This is a genomic window from Limibacillus sp. MBR-115 (assembly GCF_040549425.1).
Lineage (GTDB): Bacteria > Pseudomonadota > Alphaproteobacteria > Kiloniellales > CECT-8803 > Limibacillus > Limibacillus halophilus.
This window is the reverse complement of sequence record NZ_JBEPTJ010000004.1, coordinates 112,228-128,333: the sequence shown is the minus strand read 5'-3', so window position 1 is coordinate 128,333 and position 16,106 is coordinate 112,228. Positions and strand designations below refer to the sequence as shown.

Annotated in this window: 17 protein-coding genes; 7 read left to right on the top strand and 10 right to left on the bottom strand. The window is 59.4% G+C overall.

The window, feature by feature from the left end; translation table 11 throughout:
• From dapD to ABIE63_RS10285, 3 genes are all read right to left on the bottom strand, one after another.
• Entirely contained in the window at positions 1 to 858 is an 858-nt protein-coding gene (gene dapD, locus ABIE63_RS10295) for a 2,3,4,5-tetrahydropyridine-2,6-dicarboxylate N-succinyltransferase (protein WP_354504394.1), read from the bottom strand.
• A 157-nt stretch (positions 859 to 1,015) separates the two neighbouring features.
• A complete protein-coding gene (locus ABIE63_RS10290) occupies positions 1,016 to 1,702 on the bottom strand; it encodes a pyrimidine 5'-nucleotidase (RefSeq protein WP_354504393.1) in 687 nt (228 codons plus the stop codon).
• Complete coding sequence (locus tag ABIE63_RS10285; RefSeq protein ID WP_354504392.1) at positions 1,702 to 2,448, bottom strand: methyltransferase domain-containing protein; 747 nt, start codon at positions 2,446 to 2,448, stop codon at positions 1,702 to 1,704. Before ABIE63_RS10285 ends, ABIE63_RS10290 begins: the two co-directional genes overlap by 1 nt.
• Positions 2,449 to 2,565: 117 nt before the next feature.
• On the opposite strand from ABIE63_RS10285, the gene gloB reads away from it, so the two are divergent.
• Positions 2,566 to 3,336 (top strand): hydroxyacylglutathione hydrolase, encoded by a 771-nt coding sequence (gene gloB / locus ABIE63_RS10280; protein WP_354504576.1) that lies wholly within the window; start codon positions 2,566 to 2,568, stop codon positions 3,334 to 3,336.
• An 87-nt stretch (positions 3,337 to 3,423) separates the two neighbouring features.
• Positions 3,424 to 4,053 carry a glutathione S-transferase gene (locus ABIE63_RS10275; RefSeq protein WP_354504390.1) on the top strand — a complete coding sequence of 210 codons (630 nt, stop codon included), beginning with the start codon at positions 3,424 to 3,426 and terminating at the stop codon, positions 4,051 to 4,053.
• Positions 4,054 to 4,064: 11 nt separating this feature from the next.
• On the opposite strand, the gene ABIE63_RS10270 is transcribed toward ABIE63_RS10275, so the two are convergent.
• From ABIE63_RS10270 to ABIE63_RS10250, 5 genes are all read right to left on the bottom strand, one after another.
• Positions 4,065 to 4,754 carry an HAD family hydrolase gene (locus tag ABIE63_RS10270; protein WP_354504389.1) on the bottom strand — a complete coding sequence of 230 codons (690 nt, stop codon included), beginning with the start codon at positions 4,752 to 4,754 and terminating at the stop codon, positions 4,065 to 4,067.
• A 12-nt stretch (positions 4,755 to 4,766) separates the two neighbouring features.
• Positions 4,767 to 5,675, bottom strand: a complete 909-nt coding sequence (locus tag ABIE63_RS10265) for a DMT family transporter (RefSeq protein ID WP_354504388.1) — start codon at positions 5,673 to 5,675, stop codon at positions 4,767 to 4,769.
• Between the two features lie 82 nt (positions 5,676 to 5,757).
• Positions 5,758 to 6,483 (bottom strand): acetoacetyl-CoA reductase, encoded by a 726-nt coding sequence (gene phbB / locus ABIE63_RS10260; RefSeq protein WP_183417446.1) that lies wholly within the window; start codon positions 6,481 to 6,483, stop codon positions 5,758 to 5,760.
• Positions 6,484 to 6,663: 180 nt separating this feature from the next.
• Positions 6,664 to 7,839: an acetyl-CoA C-acetyltransferase gene (locus tag ABIE63_RS10255; protein ID WP_354504387.1), complete on the bottom strand. Its 1,176-nt coding sequence runs from the start codon at positions 7,837 to 7,839 to the stop codon at positions 6,664 to 6,666.
• Between the two features lie 202 nt (positions 7,840 to 8,041).
• On the bottom strand, positions 8,042 to 9,367 hold the full coding sequence (locus tag ABIE63_RS10250) for an alpha/beta fold hydrolase (RefSeq protein WP_354504386.1): 1,326 nt from the start codon (positions 9,365 to 9,367) through the stop codon (positions 8,042 to 8,044).
• A 35-nt stretch (positions 9,368 to 9,402) separates the two neighbouring features.
• Here ABIE63_RS10250 and ABIE63_RS10245 point away from each other — a divergent pair, with 35 nt between their 5' ends.
• The 3 genes from ABIE63_RS10245 (at position 9,403) to ABIE63_RS10235 (ending at position 11,298) form a co-directional block, all read left to right on the top strand.
• Positions 9,403 to 9,654 (top strand): hypothetical protein, encoded by a 252-nt coding sequence (locus ABIE63_RS10245; RefSeq protein WP_183417444.1) that lies wholly within the window; start codon positions 9,403 to 9,405, stop codon positions 9,652 to 9,654.
• Between the two features lie 128 nt (positions 9,655 to 9,782).
• Positions 9,783 to 10,430 (top strand): polyhydroxyalkanoate synthesis repressor PhaR, encoded by a 648-nt coding sequence (gene phaR / locus ABIE63_RS10240; RefSeq protein ID WP_354504385.1) that lies wholly within the window; start codon positions 9,783 to 9,785, stop codon positions 10,428 to 10,430.
• A gap of 52 nt (positions 10,431 to 10,482) precedes the next feature.
• Positions 10,483 to 11,298, top strand: coding sequence for a phosphatase PAP2 family protein (locus tag ABIE63_RS10235; RefSeq protein WP_354504384.1), 816 nt, complete (start codon positions 10,483 to 10,485; stop codon positions 11,296 to 11,298).
• Here the strand turns inward: ABIE63_RS10235 and ABIE63_RS10230 are convergent.
• On the bottom strand, positions 11,285 to 12,112 hold the full coding sequence (locus ABIE63_RS10230; protein WP_354504383.1) for a sulfite exporter TauE/SafE family protein: 828 nt from the start codon (positions 12,110 to 12,112) through the stop codon (positions 11,285 to 11,287). The two genes, ABIE63_RS10235 and ABIE63_RS10230, sit on opposite strands and share 14 nt — an antisense overlap.
• Positions 12,113 to 12,317: 205 nt before the next feature.
• Here ABIE63_RS10230 and ABIE63_RS10225 point away from each other — a divergent pair, with 205 nt between their 5' ends.
• Together ABIE63_RS10225 and ABIE63_RS10220 are read left to right on the top strand one after the other, a co-directional pair.
• Positions 12,318 to 13,301 carry an amidoligase family protein gene (locus ABIE63_RS10225; protein ID WP_354504381.1) on the top strand — a complete coding sequence of 328 codons (984 nt, stop codon included), beginning with the start codon at positions 12,318 to 12,320 and terminating at the stop codon, positions 13,299 to 13,301.
• Positions 13,298 to 13,999, top strand: coding sequence for a gamma-glutamyl-gamma-aminobutyrate hydrolase family protein (locus tag ABIE63_RS10220; protein ID WP_354504380.1), 702 nt, complete (start codon positions 13,298 to 13,300; stop codon positions 13,997 to 13,999). Before ABIE63_RS10225 ends, ABIE63_RS10220 begins: the two co-directional genes overlap by 4 nt.
• Here ABIE63_RS10220 and ABIE63_RS10215 read toward each other — a convergent pair.
• Positions 13,963 to 16,005: a hydantoinase/oxoprolinase family protein gene (locus tag ABIE63_RS10215; protein WP_354504379.1), complete on the bottom strand. Its 2,043-nt coding sequence runs from the start codon at positions 16,003 to 16,005 to the stop codon at positions 13,963 to 13,965. The genes ABIE63_RS10220 and ABIE63_RS10215 overlap by 37 nt on opposite strands.
• Positions 16,006 to 16,106: the final 101 nt, after the last annotated feature.

The following is a 16,106-nucleotide window of genomic DNA, read 5'->3' as shown; positions in this document are numbered from 1 at the left end:
TCAGGCGCGAAGCAGCTCATTGATTGAGGTTTTCGAGCGGGTCTTTTCGTCCACACGCTTGATGATGACCGCACAGGAAAGGTTCGGCCCTGGTTCGCCGTTCGGCAGCGGCTTACCCGGCAGCGAGCCCGGCACCACAACCGAGAATGCAGGAACGCGACCCATGTGAATTTCACCGCTGTTGCGATCGACGATCTTGGTCGAGGCGCCAATGAAGACGCCCATGGAGAGAACCGCGCCTTCTTCTACGACGACGCCCTCGACCACTTCGGAACGAGCGCCGATGAAACAGTTGTCCTCGATGATCACCGGACCGGCCTGCAGGGGCTCGAGCACACCGCCCAGCCCAACACCGCCGGAGATGTGGCAATTTTTACCGACCTGGGCGCAGGACCCGACCGTTGCCCAGGTATCAATCATCGTCCCCTCGTCAACGAAAGCGCCGACATTGACGAAGCAGGGCATCAAGACGACGCCCTTGGCGATGTAGGCTGATCGCCGCACGGCGGTCGGTGGCACGACACGGAAGCCGCCGCGCTCGAAGTGTTCGTCGGTCCAACCCGCGAACTTCGAGGGCACCTTGTCGTACCATGCGCCAACGCCGTTCTTTTCGTCGGAAGGACCGCCGAGAAAGCTATGAGTCGGCGTCAAACGGAAGGACAACAACACGGCCATCTTCAGCCACTGGTTGACCTGCCAACCGCTCTCGGTTTTCTCCGCCACCCGGTACTGCCCCTTGTCGAGGCCTTCAAGCGCCAACTCCACGGCATCACGAACCACGCCATGGGTTCCCGTACCGATTTCGGCGCGCTGTTCCCAGGCTCCTTCTATCACGCTTTTCAGGTCTTCGGTGCGCATGGCGATCTTCCCCTTATTTGCTCAGCACGGGGTCTTCGGCCCCAAGTTCAATCAATTTTGTCGATGCAATCGAAGACTGCAAACCCGAGGCCGCAAGATGAGCAAGACCACTCGGTTAGTCAATCGGAGCGACACTCAAGTCGGCGAAATAGCTCACTTATAGGCTTTCCAGCCACAAAGGCAGGTCCGTGATCCTGAAATGAATGCAGTTCCGGTCCAGTCCCACCAATGTATCGGGGTGACCGTGGTCAAGCCAAACCGTTACCATTCCCGACATGTGCGCGGGAACCAAGTTTCGCGCCGTATCCTCAACGAATACTGCCTGTCGCGGGTCGACCGCATGGCGCTCGAGGAAACTGTCGAAGGCTGCGGCCCCGGGCTTGGGCCGGTAATCGGCGGCCACGATGTCAAAAATACCCTCGAAGTGCGCCGATAATCCCAGACGATCGAGAATGCGCTCTGCGTGCGGCGTGGAGCCGTTCGTATAGATCAATTTGCGGCCCGGCAGGCGCTCGATCGCTGCAATCACACGCGGATCGGGAACAATCGGCGACAGATCAATGTCATGAACGAAGTCGAGGTACGCTTTCGGATCGATTCCCCGCACCTGCATCAGCCCGTTCATGGTCGTGCCATAACGGCGGTAGTAGTCCTTCTGCAAAGCGTGCGCAGCTTCGGCGTCGAGACCCAGCAAGCTTTGCACGTAGCTGCGAATGCGATCGCTCACCTGCGGGAAGAGGTCACTTGTGGCTGGGTAGAGTGTGTTGTCGAGATCGAAGACCCATACCTCCGCATCGTCACGCGTGAACGGCTTGTGCTCCAAATCTACTTGGGTAGACCCCATCAATCGGTAACCTCGCTTCTTGGTGTCGGTACGGCCTGCGGCATCTTGGCGACGAAGGGCCGGCGCGTTTCCTCAGCCCTGCGCGCATTGACCGCCCATATTTGCTTTCCGGCTTCGGCCAGTACAATCCCAGAGAAACGGGGGCACCACTGGGCGCCGATACGTTCCCAAGCGGCGGCCGAGTGCAAAAGCGTACGGCTCCTGAGCGGCGGCACGAACAGGGCACGCTCACGCGCCGTCGGCGTGAATCCGTGATGCCGCAACAAGCGGGACAGCTCGTTCTGGCTGAAGGGGTGGCCCAAACCAAAGGGGCTGCGGTCGCTCCGGGCCCAGACGCCGCGGCGATTCGGGGCCACCACAAGCAAACGACCGTCACCCGCCATCACGCGCCAGATTTCCTCCAACAAGCCCCGCTGTGCCTGGCTGCTTTCCAGTCCATGCACCAACAGAACCCGATCAACCGAGGCATCTGGAAGCGGCAAGGCGTTCTCCTCAACCAGAGCAGCGGCATTCGGCCCTTCATCCGGCCAGGCCATGACACCCTGCGGCGCTGGCATGAAGGCCAGCACGCGATCCGCTTCACTGCGGTAATGGCGCAGGTAGGGTGTGGCGTAACCGACACCCAGAACCGTCTTGCCCTTGACGTCCGGCCACAGCTTGCGAATGCCTCTGCGCACCATATGCCGCGCGACCTGACCCAGGTCGGACTCATAAAACTCATGGAGATCGATGATATCTGCCCACATATCCCTATCATGAAGCGGTCTGCGAAGTCTTCAAGTCGCAAGTCACCTCTGTTACGTTTCGCAAACGCAGCCCCTCTGCTCCTAACTATCGGAAAAGGCGCCATGCCACAAACGACATTGCACAAACTAGAGGTTCATCAGATACCGGTCTTAAACGACAATTATGTCTATCTCGCTCACTGCCCCACCACCGGCGACACGGCCGTGATCGACCCAGCGGTCGCCGGGCCCGTGCTGGCGGAGGCAAAGCGGCTCGGGTGGCGGATCACCCATATTCTGAATACACATCATCATGGTGATCATGTCGGCGGTAATCTGGGGATCAAGGCTGCAACCGGCTGCACCATCGTCGGCCCCAAGGCCGACGCAGGACGCATTCCCGGCATTGATGTCGAAGTCGACGATGGCGACCACTACAGCCTTGGTGACGCCACGGCCCAGGTCTTCTTCGTTCCCGGCCATACCCGTGGGCACATCGCCTATTGGTTTGCAGACAGCGCGGCGCTTTTCTGTGGCGACACGCTATTTGCGCTGGGTTGCGGGCGGCTCTTCGAAGGATCTCCCCAGCAGATGTGGTCGTCGCTCTCCAAGCTCAGGCGCTTGCCGGACGACACGCGCGTGTTCTGCGCCCATGAATATACCCAGGCCAACGCCCGTTTTGCAGTGACGGTCGACCCGGCGAACCAAGCGCTCCACGACCGCAGCGCCGCAATCGACGCGGCGCGTGCACAAGGTAAGCCGACCGTGCCGTCCCTGCTGGGTGAGGAAAAAGCCACGAACCCTTTCCTGCGCGCCGATGAACGCAGTCTAGCCGATGGACTTGGATTGACAAACGCCGCGCCGGAGATTGTCTTTGCAGAGGTGCGCAAACGTAAGGATTCGTTCTGAGTTCTTCTACTAATTGCCTACGATGATCGCGCTTTGCCCAATACCTCCACGACCTTTGCGATTGCACTTGAAAGGAAATCACGTCCCATGAGCACGAACGCTTCGACCATGAAGTTGCGTTTCTCCCCGACCTCGCCTTATGTACGCAAGGTGATGGTCACCGCGACCGAAATCGGCTTGGCCGACTTGATTGAAAAGATCCCTACCAATACGCAAAATCCCGACGACCCGATCGGCAAGGTCAATCCGCTTGCCAAGGTGCCAACCTTGGAGTTGGAAGACGGGCGGATCTTGTTTGATTCTCCTGTCATCTGCGAGTACCTGGACAGCCTACACGACGGCCCGCGCGTGTTTCCGTCGGCCGGCGCGCCGCGCTGGCAGGCGCTCCAACAACAGGCTCTGGGGGATGGCATTCTCGACGCGGCGATCCTGGCCATGCTCGAAGGGAGGCGACCCGAGGAAAAGCGGTGGCAGCCCTGGGTCGATAAGCAGCTTCAAAAGGTGCGCAACGCCATCGCCCAACTCGAAGCCCAATCCGACGAACTCGCGGGCGGCGGCCTGACGATCGGTCAGATCACCGTAGCCTGCGCACTCGGATACATCGACTTCCGCTTTGCCGGTGAACAGTGGCAAGCCAGTCACCCACGACTTGCGGCGTGGTATCAGGGGTTCTCGGCACGACCCTCCATGGTGAACAACCAACCGCCCGAGGCTTGATCCTGGAGCTTTTAAAGTTGCCGGAGCCAGTCACCTAAACTTTTGAAATCATTGAATATAGCAACCGCGCCCAGGCTCGACAGATGTTGCGCCTGGGCGGTGCGTTCCGATCGATCCAAATGAGTGGCGCCGAGAAAACCGACGACCTGCATCCCGGCATTGCGCGCCGCTTGGACTCCCGTACCGCTGTCTTCGATCACCAAACAATTCTCCGGCGCAAAACCAAACATACCGGCGGCCAGAAGATGCAGATCGGGCGCCGGCTTAGGCTGCGGCACCTGCTCTGCGCTGAACAGACTCCGGGCCCCGAAAAAATCCAGTAAATCGACAATTTCGAGGGCGCGACGGAGGCGGTTTCGGCCAGAGTTGGAGGCAACGCAGCGTGGGCGCTGTTCGCTGCGCAAGAGTTCATGAATACCGGGCGGGGTCTTGAGCGATGTTTCAAACGCCTCCAGTGCCCGGTTCTGAACACGAAGCGGAAAATCCTTCGGGAGAGAAACCCTCGTCTCCTGGGTTACCTGATCGGCAATCTGCTGGTCGGTATATCCGGCAAAACGCTTTGCCACCTCGGCGCCTTCATACCGAAGGCCCCAACCGGCCAGTTCATCGGCAATGGCCTGACAGGCGAGCGTCTCGCTGTCGATCAGAACCCCATCGCAATCGAAGATGAGCAAACCGGGAGAAGGAACACCATGCACCATTACCGTGTCATCTCATCCCTGCTTGCCACGCCGCAGCAACATGTCCTTGGCTGCCAACGCTGCTCCAAAGACGATAAGTATCGTAGCCACTGCCAGGCTTAGGCTGGGCGATGCGAGCCCCGCTGCGACCAGCACGATCGTCGAGAGCAGAGGCGCCATGTACGACGAGGCGCCTAGCGTCTGGATGTGGCCATGCTTGGTCCCAAAATCCCAGAAGAAAAAAGCGATCCCCACCGGTCCCAGGCCCAATCCGACAATCGCCAGCCATTGCGTTGCCGTCGGCAGAACCGTTGGCTCGAACAGCAGATGGAAAAAAGCCCCCAAAACGGCAACAACCGCGCAGAATCCCGAAACGATCTCCGTAGGCACGGTTCCGAACCGCCGGTTGATGACGGAATAGCTTGACCAGATAAGTGCGCAGACCAGCGCGGCAATATAGCCCGTCATGTACTCGGTCTTGAAAGAAACCCGTCCGCCGTCGGTCACAAGGAGGGCTGCGCCCAGCAATCCCAGCAGCGCACCGGCAACATGAAACCACCGTAGTCTTTCACCCGGCAACATGGCCGAAAAAATGACGATCAGCAAAGGCCAGAGGTAGGCGATCAAACCAGCCTCGACCGGCGGTGCATTCTGCAAGGCGATGAAGTAAAAGAGGTGATAGCCGAACAAGCCTCCGACCCCAACTGCCCAAACGGGCCAAGGTTGCCGCAAAGCCGACAAGCCGGCGCGACCGCGGCGCAACAGGAAGCAAAGACTGACCAAAAAAGCGGTGGCAAAGGAAAGCGATAGAAGTTGAAACGGGGGAATAGCCCCCGCCGCTGCCGTAAAAAGCGCCAATAGCGCCCACAATAAAACCGCAAGAAACCCTACCAGCGTAGCCAATCTTTGGCGTCCGCCGACATGCTCCACACCTGCTGTCATCTGTATTCCCGAAATTGAGAAGTTGGTGCTTCCGATGCTTGCATCAACGCAAGCCCGACGCCGTGCAAATTTTCCTGTTGCGTCAGATCATGTATTGCCCGCCGTTCACCGTCAGGGTTGACCCGGTGATGAACCCAGCCTCGTCCGAGGCAAGAAAAACAACGCTGCGCGCAATCTCCTCCGGTTCGCCCAACCGGCCAACGGGAATTTGCGGCAGTATCTTGCTTTTCAAGACTTCCTCGGGAACCGCCCGCACCATCTCAGTGCCGATATAGCCGGGCGCAATAACGTTGACCGTAATGCCTTTGGCGGCGTTTTCCTGGGCCACCGCCTTGGTAAAGCCGGCAACCCCAGCCTTTGCCGCCGAATAGTTGGCTTGCCCGAACTGACCCTTCTGCCCATTGATCGACGAAATAGACACGATCCGGCCAAATCCGCGTTCGCGCATGCCCTCGATCACATTGCGGGTCATGTTGAACAAAGAATCGAGATTGGTGCTAACCACCGCACGCCACTGCTCCGGCGACATACGATGCAGCGTAGTGTCACGCGTGATGCCCGCGTTGTTGACCAAAATTTCAACCGGCCCGAGATCCGCTTCAACGGCAGCGAGCCCTTCCTTACAGGCATCGAAATCCGACACGTCCCACTTGTAGACCGAGATGCCCGTCTCTGCCTTAAAGCTGTTTGCAGCTTCATCGTTGCCCGCATAATTTGCGGCGACGCTGTAGCCTGCATCCTTGAGGCCGATGGAGATGGCTGCGCCTATTCCGCGCGTGCCACCCGTGACAACTGCTACTCGTCCCATATTTCATGACCTCCCTGGTTTGCTTCTTGATGCGAGCTTACCCTGAGAAACGATGAAAACACGGAAGCGCCCATCAGGCCAAGTGCGGTGACAATATCCGAGCAAAACAGCGCGCCCGTAAAAAAACGCGACGGCCACACCGGCCGCCGCGCCTTTTCCGTGTAGCACCTAGAGCGTCGTTCAGTCGCGCGCCACGCACATGGCAATACCCATGCCACCGCCGATGCACAGGGTCGCCAAGCCCTTCTTGGCGTCGCGGCGTTGCATTTCGTGCAGCAAAGTCACGAGAACCCGAGCGCCCGAAGCGCCGATCGGATGGCCGAGTGCAATCGCACCGCCGTTGACATTCACCTTTGCAGGATCCCAGCCCATATCCTTATTGACGGCCAAAGCCTGGGCCGCAAAAGCTTCGTTGGCTTCGATCAGGTCCAGATCGTCGGCAGTCCAACCCGCTTTCTCCAGCGCCAAGCGCGACGAGGGTATGGGGCCGGTACCCATGATCGCGGGATCGACGCCACAGGTCGCCCAGGAAACGATCCGGGCCAACGGCTGCACGCCGCGACGCGCGGCTTCGCCAGCCTCCATCAACACGACCGCGGCGGCACCATCGTTGATACCGCTGGCGTTGCCCGCGGTGACGGTGCCTTCCTTGTCGAAAGCCGGACGAAGCTTGGCAAGGCTTTCTGCCGTAGTGCCGTGCTTGGGATGCTCGTCGCTGTCGACGACGACATCGCCCTTGCGGCTGCTTATCACAACCGGAACGATCTCGTCGGCAAAGCGACCCGCCTTTTGTGCCGCTTCGGCTTTCTGCTGGGAAGAGGCGGCAAAAGCATCCTGCTCATCCCGGGTCAGTTGCCACTTGCGAGCAACATTCTCGGCTGTGTTGCCCATGTGGTAACCGTTGAACGCGTCCCAAAGACCATCGCGGATCATCGAATCGATGAACTTCACGTCACCCATCTTCGCACCGTTGCGCAGATGCGCCACGTGCGGTGCCTGGCTCATGGACTCCTGCCCACCAGCGACGACGACCTTGGCGTCTCCGCATTGAATGGCTTGCGAGCCCAGCGCCACCGTCCGAAGACCTGAACCGCAAAGCTGGTTGATCTGATAAGCCGTTTTTTCGACGGGAATACCCGCATGCACTGCAGCCTGACGCGCCGGATTCTGCCCGGCGCCAGCGGAAAGAATCTGGCCCAGCACAACTTCATCAACATCGCCAGCTTCGAGCTTGGCTCGGCTCAAGGCTTCTTTGATGACGGTGGTTCCAAGATAGGACGCCGGGACGCTGGAGAGCCCCCCATTGAAAGCGCCAACCGCCGTGCGAACGGCACTGGCAATCACGATATCGGCCATTGAGAAAGGACCTCCTATTTTTCATTTGCATGCGGGCCACGAGGGCGCGACCCTCCAGGTCGCAGGGAGGTCGTAGAAGACCCCAACCTCACGCTGCGATGCAACAATCCCCTCTGATATAGCCCGCCGCCACCCGGCCCGCAAGGTGAACCCGTGAAGCCGGAAACCGAAATCATGCAGATATTCGCATGACGAACTATGACTAGCTGCGCGCCGAAAGCCATTCGGCGAGCGGCTTCCAAATCCGCTCGGGCGCGCGTGCGGAAACCACCATGCCGATGTGCCCAAGCTTCGGCTGCTCGACTTGCGCGCCCGGCAAGGCGGCGGCCAGCGCCAGGGCGGATCGGGGCGGCACAATGCGGTCTTGCGCCGGAACCATGACCAGCGCCGGTAGGCGTAAATCCTCGGGCTTTACGGGGTGTCCCGCGATACGCCAGCGACCGCGCGCGGGTTCATTACGGCCATACCAACCGGACAAACATTCCCCAGCCACTTTCGCCGCCAGGGGAACACCGTCGTTCAACCAATCTTCCAGTGCGACAAATCGTCGAGCCTTCGGGCTGCCAGGCTCAAACTGCGCGAAGGCGAGGAATTTCCGCAGCACACCTGCCGGGTCGAGAAGCGCAAAATAGCTCTGGATCATATCCGTTGGCATCACGCCCATCGTCCTGAGCAAGGGCGCCATGACCTCGGCCTGCAGTCCCAAGAGCCGGGCTGCTTCAGGTTGCTCTGCGTGAAAATCCCATGGTGCGGCCATTAACACCAAGCTGGCGAAATCGCGACTGCGGCGCTGCGCCAGCGCCAAGGCCAAAAGCCCACCCATGCAGTAGCCCGCGAGATGCAGTGGTCCTTCCTGAATCTGCTTGAGCGCATCAAGCGCAGCTTCAAGACGACCGGCGACGTAGTCGGTCAGAGTGAAATCCTTCTCGCTTTCACCCGGCGCGCCCCAATCCATCACTGCTGGCTTGAAACCCTCGCGCGCCAACCAGCGTAGGAGGCTGGTTTCCCGTTCCAGATCAAGGACATAGAAGCGATTGACCAGCGATGGAACGAACAACACCGTCGGCGCGTCGGAAGGCGCGTCCGGGGCATAATCGAGCAAGCGGCTATTGCCCTCCTGCCAGATGACCGGCATTTCAGGTAACTCTCGGTGTTCGGGATAGGACCGGTAGGCCTCTACACCATCCAGAAACCGACCCATCCGTTCCCTGACTGCTTGGGCGAGCGCCGTTTGAAATACCTCAGGATCACATTTTTCCAGGGCTGCCCTTAGTGCCTGCTCGCTTGCTTCCTCTTGCGCCGGCTTTGCTGCCTGCAGACTGGCGCTCCAGCGTAGCGAGTCGCTTTTCCAGAGTGTCCAGGCGCTCAAGGATGAGCCCCAGAGCAGCGTCGCGGTCGCCAGATGCAGCGGCAACGGACGCGGTCCCTGGCGCTCTAGCGCCGGACGCAGTTGCTCCGTTCGGGGCATCGTCGTGTCCCGCCCGCCTTTCTTGTCGATCTGTGCTGGCCCGCGCCGCGCTCGTGCCATCCCCTTCACTTCCCTGGGATTTCCAGAATTCCATCATGCCCGCCATGCTCTGTTGCCACAACAACAAGGGCGAGGCGGCTTTCGCATCGGCATCGGAAACGACACCAAGGCCCGAGAGTCTCAGTAAGCTCAATGCTTGCGGGTCGCTGCAAGCCCGAGCCATCTGGTCTTCCCATAAGTCCAAGAAGCGGCGCGCCAGCGCAGCCTCTGCATTCGTGTCATCGTCGCTCTGTTTCATGGTGGCAACAATTATAGGTCTGGCGGCCATCATTGACCAAGGCGAATGATTTGAACCAACCGCGGCTTACCGTGATCGCCATCGGGTCATTGGTCAAACATTGACATATCTTGACGCGGCGCAGCACAATCCTGTGTGCAATGCCAAAAAATTCAATGGATAGGGCGGGAAGTGTCCATGCAGAAGTCAAAACCGACGGAAGCGAAGACCGGTGACAAAACGACCGGCAAAAAGGATGACGAGATCGTCGTTATCAAAAAGTACGCCAACCGGCGCCTCTACAACACCGCGACCAGCAGCTACGTCACTCTCGACCACCTTTGCCAGATGGTCAAAGACGGCGTTGATTTCGTGGTTTACGACGCCAAGGCCGGCGACGACATCACGCGAAGCGTATTGACGCAAATCATCGTCGAGGAAGAATCGAAAGGCACAAATCTGCTGCCGATTTCGTTCCTGCGCCAGCTCATCGGATACTACGGCGATAACATGGAATGGATGGTGCCGCGCTATCTTGAGCACATGATGGCATCCCTGCAGAAGAATCAGGAGCAGATGCGCCAATCGATGCAGGACACTTTGGGCGGCATGTTTCCCTTTGGCAACATCGAGGAAATGAGCAAGCAGAACGTCGCCTTCTTCGAAAGCGCGATGAAAATGTTTTCTCCCTTCGCCGGCGACGAAAAGGAGCAGCAGGGCCAACCGCCCACAACGGATTCATCGGACGATTCGGATGGTCCGGACGATGACCAACTACAGCAACTCCGGCGTCAGGTAGAAGCGCTCCAGCAACAGCTTCAGTCGATCAGCCGCGGCAAGAAGTAGGGTGCGGCCAGGCGCGCTTCCCAGGCGGCAATGACCAGGAGGGCCGCGCCCCTTGTTGACTGCCCCCCCTTATCGCTTCGTACGCCCACTTGCCATAGCCATCCCACTGCTGGGTATTGGGCTACTCCTGACTTTACGCCCCGAGATCGATCTTTGGGTGGCCCGGCAGTTCTACCTGCCGGCCATAGACGGCTTTCCCTTTGCCTGGCAGCAGCCCTTCTTTACGGCAGAGGGGCAGGCCGAGATTGATCGCTGGGTCGCGCACCTGTTCGATTTCGGCTTTTTCTCTCTCAACATAACGAACTACCGGATGGATGACTTTCGCGCCGCCTTGTCGATTCCGGCTTACGTTCTTGCTGCGGCATGCGGCCTGTCTCTGCTTTGGTGCAGCATCAAAGGCCGTTATCTTTTCGGACTGGACCGTCCGGCGATCCTCTATCTGATAAGCAATGCCCTTCTGGGCGTGCTGTTGATCACCAACCTCTTCTTAAAGGAAATCTGGGGCCGTGCCCGTCCGCTGCATCTTGCCGAGCTCAGCCACTGGGAAAAGGACTTCTCGCCAGCCTGGATTTTATCGGATCAGTGCGAAAGCAACTGCTCTTTCATCTCAGGCGAGGCCAGTCTGGGATTTCTGTTCCTGGCGGTCGCCTTTCTGTTGCCGCCAGGTTGGCGGCGGGGGACCGGCATGGTTTGCGCAATTGCTTACGGGTCGTTGTTGAGTGCGGTTCGCATTCTGCAGGGCGGCCACTTCCTCAGCGATGTCTACTTCTCGTTCCTACTGATGTTGGGGCTTGCTTGGCTGTTGCATGGTCCGTTGGTGCGCCGGGATATTACCGCAACTTGGTTCAGGTCGTTCAGAAAAGGCTGACGATCATACGAATGCCGGTGATGATCAGAAACAAGGCAAACGCTTTTCGGAGATAGTTGACGTTGATGCTGTGGGCAATGCGCGCGCCCCAGGGCGCCGTCAGGACGGTCGCCGGCGCTATCAACAAGAATCCCAGCACATTGACGTAACCCAGGCTGAAGGGCGGAAGGTCGATACCCTGCCAGCCGCCATAGATAAATCCTGCGGTCGCCGGAACCGCGATCACCAACCCCAAAGCGGATGAGGTGCCGACGGCATTGCGGATCGGATAGCTGCACAGGCTCAACAGCGGCACCGCCAAAGTGCCGCCGCCAATACCCATCATTGATGAGAAACCGCCGATAATGAACCCAAACACCTGCCGCAACAGGCCCTTAGGTACCTCCGCGACCAGAGAGAAACCCTCCCGACGCAAAGCCATATTGGCGGCTACGATAAGGGCGACCGCTCCAAATATCGCCGACAGCACGGGTCCCTTGACGTAAGTGGCGAACGCCGTGCCGACAGCAACGCCGATCAAAACCGAAACGAGCAGGCTTTTCAGGAGCGTCCAGTCAACCGAACCGCGTCTACTGTGCGCTCTGGCCGAAGAAACCGATGTCGCCACAATCGTCGCCAGTGAAGTGGCCACGGCAACGTGCATTCGCTGCCCTTCAGCCACCCCCAACAACCCCAGCAGGTGAAACAGCACCGGTACGATGACGATGCCCCCGCCGACACCGAGCATCCCTGCGAGGACGCCTCCAAGCAGCCCCGTCCCCGTCATTGCCAGGACGAAAAGCGCCAGAAATGTCATCTCGGGCAGGGCGTCCAAAGGCAAGGGCTCCGCGCAGGGTGAAGTGAATTGGTATGACCAGAATGAATCAATGAGAAACGAAGTACCCAGACGAGTCAATCATCGGCAGATGCATTGAATACAGCCTGAGGACGGCAAGTGTGCAGATACGTCTCCGACGATTGCCCTTCTTCACCTTGGGCTTTGTTTGAAGTTTCGTCGGCTATCGCTATATCGTTAAACTATGGCAGAAAGTTACAAACGACCGCCCTTGGAGAAAACACCGGATGGGAAAATACGCCGGGTTGGAATCGAGATCGAATTTTCTGATGTAGACCTTGAGGCTTCGGGCAAGATCGTCCAACGGCTTTTCGGTGGCAGGTTGACCCATTCCGATCCGCACCGCTTCAAGGTTCTGGATACCCAGTTCGGGGATTTCCTGGTGGAGCTCGACTTCACCATAATTCACCTAGAGGACAGACCCGAACAAAGCGAACTGTCGCCGCTGCTCCAGGAGATTGAGGCGGAACTGGCGAAAACCGCCGGAGACATCGCGGCCCTCTGGCTGCCCCGAGAGATCGCCTGCCCGCCAATTCCCTTCGACAAACTCGACCGCCTGGAAACCTTGGTGACCGAATTGCGAAAAGCGGGAGCCACTGGTACGACCGGTCGCTGGTTTGCCGCTTACGGCATGCAGATCAATGCAGAACTCGCGCGACATGACGTTGCCTATCTCCTTCAGCACCTGCGCGCCTATCTTCTACTAAGCGCCTGGTTGCGCCAGAAAATCGATGTAAATTTAAAGCGACGCCTGACGCCCTTTATTGATCCCTTTTCCAACGCTTATATCTCCAAAGTCATAGATCCCGATTACGCTCCCGACCTCGGCGGCTTGATGGACGATTACATGGAAGCCAACCCCACCCGCAGCCGAGAATTAGATCTTTTGCCAATCTTTGGTCACTTCGATCCGGAACGAGTGAAACGCCGTCTGCCGAACGTCAAGGTCCGCAGCAGGCCGGCATTTCACTACCGATTACCGGATTCAAAAGTGGACAATCCCGAATGGAACTTGGCCCGTGAATGGAACTTCTGGTTGGAGGTTGAGCGTCTGGCTATGGATAGCGACCGACTGGCAAAACTGCAGACCGCATATATTGATCATCATGATCAGATCCTTTCCTTTGGATGGGCCGAAAAGGTCGATGAAATCTTGAGCGGATTATGACCCGTCGACCGATCATTGGTGTAACCACGTCGCGCCGCGGCGGGCGCTTCATGTGGTGGTTTAACCGCTTTTCGATCTGGCGAAACGGTGGGCGCGGCCTTCGCATTACCGCAGACAAGCGCGTTTCAATCGAAGATCTGGATGGTCTGATCGTCGGTGGTGGCGATGATATCGTACCATCACTCTATGGTGGCGCCCTGGATCCCGCAGTGCGTTTGGACCCGGAACGTGATCAACTGGAGCTCGATCTGCTTCGCGCCGCTGAGGATAGCGGGCTCCCGATACTCGGAATCTGCCGAGGCGCCCAGATGATCAACGTCGCCAGGGGCGGCAACCTACACGGCGACATCAAACTCGTTTATGATGACACGGGACGGCGACGAACCCCTCTCCCCCTTTTGACAATTGATATTGCCCCAGACAGCAGGCTTGCGGCAATTCTCAGAGTGACACGGTGCCGTGTTAACGCACTACACCGCCAAGCTGTAGACCGCCTGGGACACGGCTTGGCAATTGTCGCACACGACCAAAAAGGCGTTGTCCAGGCACTTGAAGGCCGGGGCCAAGCCTTTCTGTTCGGCGTTCAGTGGCACCCAGAATTCCTAATCTTCAATCCCGGACAACAGCGACTATACCGTCGCTTGATCCGAGCCGCCCGCAGCTATACCGCAGAACGGGTCAACCTGGGTCTGCCGTAGGCGCGGGCCGTGATCTGCGCCTCGACAAAAATCTCCTTGTCCCCGCGCAGTGTCGCTGCCTTGATTTCACGCTGCAACTCAACCTTGATCTCTGTCGCTCCGGCAGCTTCTGCTGCCTTGCGGGCACTTGCAGTGGCCACCGCGTCAGCGCGTTGCAGCGCCTTGTCGAGTTGCGTGAAGTCCTCGACTCCCAAAGCGCTGTGCAGGCGGAAACGGCCTTCCTCTGGCTGAGTCACGGAAACCAGGACCCGCTGGCTGACGCCACCGGCAACGGCGCCGACCGCATTACATACCTCCGCAAAACGCGGCACCACGTGACGCGTGCCAAGCCGCTTGGCGATTTCTTCGTAGTAGGTTGCGGCAGGTGCGCCGATGCCGACCAAAGGGCGTTGCAGTTTTACGGAAAATCCCAGCAAGCCGCCCACGCCGGGCGTTGCCAGCGCGCGGTTGATAAAACTCCGGGATTCCTCCTTTGCACCGGCCGCCAGCTTGGAAGCCGCCGGATTGCTCGACCGAAGTTCCTCGGACAAGGCCGCCAAGGCAATGGCTTCTCCTGACTGCAGGATGACCTGTTCGTAAACCATCGACGCAAAAGCCTCGGCGGACTCAGCAATCGCTTTACCGAAAGCATCCTCCCGGCGTGCCCAGAGCAAAGCGCCGAGGCGCGCAGCCTCCGCTTCCCAGGTGTTCTGTAGACCCAGAACATGCGCGGCGTCTGAAGGTGTGAAACAACTGAGAATGACCAACCCGCGGTCCACCAACTTGCGAAGCGATCCAATTGGGAACGCGCCGCCAAGTAGATTCCCCAGCGCCACCGGCCCGGTCGCCAGAGCGTCCCAGATGCTGCGCTCCAGCCGGGAAAGCGCGCCCTCTCCGCCCGGTGGCAGGCTACGGACCCTCAGGGCAAAGCGGCCATCGTTCTCGCTGGGCCAGGGACGCTCGGCCTGCTCGCGCAGAACCGGCAGCACGCCAGGATGCTCCAGCGCCAAAAGACTGAGCGGCTGAGCTCGGCGCGGACCCAGCACGGGCCGTAACCGGTCATCAAGCCTAAACTCGCTGTCGCCGCCAAGTCCGACGGTATGGACCGCCACCGCTTCGACCATGGTGCGGTAACCACCGACGCGCGCGCCATCTGGATCAAGCAGCGGCTGGCCGTTCTGGAGAACCGCGATATCGGTCGTGGTGCCGCCGATATCGGAGACCACAATATCGCCCTCGCCGGAAAGAAAGCGCGCGCCGACCACACTGGCCGCCGGACCGGAAAGTATTGTTTCCACCGGCTTTTCAAGCGCCGTTTCCGCAGCGATCAGGGAACCATCACCCTTGACCACCATCAGGGGCGCCGCGATTTCACGCGCTTCCAACATACCCTGCACGGCGCGTATGAGCTGTTCGATCATGGGAATGAGGCGCGCATTCAAAAGTGCCGTCAGCGCCCGGCGCGGTGCGTCCAGCGCTCCGGAAAGGTCGTGCCCGCAAGTAACCGGCAGGCCCGTTTTATCACGCAATAGGTCCCGAACGCGCAGTTCATGCTCCGGGTTGCGCACGGCAAAGTAGCTACAGACCGCGAAGGCCGCGGCGCGTCCTTCAATCTTCCGAACCCCTTCCAGCAACTGGGCTTCATCGAGCGCCGCGCGTGGGCTACCGTCATGGTTGTGGCCGCCGGTAATAAACAACACCGGGTCGCCCGCCAAAGCGGCCCCCAGACCGGCGCGGTCGAGCATCTTCTCGTCTTGCCCGATCATGACCAGCGCCACCGGGAACCCGTGATTCTCAACGATGGCATTGGTGGCCAGGGTGGTCGAAAGCGCCACGAACCCGATGGCGCGATGCGTTCCGGGCTCCAGCTGAGCAAGAGCGGCATCGCTCGCCTCGGTTACGGAACGGGAGAGATTGTCCTTACGCGTGAGCGCCTTGGCGCTGGCAATCACCCGCTCGCGTTCATCGTCGAAGACGACGGCATCGGTGTAGGTTCCGCCCGTATCAATTCCCAGCAGCAGCGCCATGAAGCACGTCTCCCCTGGAGCGGTCCGTTCCGAGGCCGCCCTTAAATCCGGACAGAAGGTGTGCACCCAGGAATCGCCCCAGGCAAGGTCTTTGTTGCCGC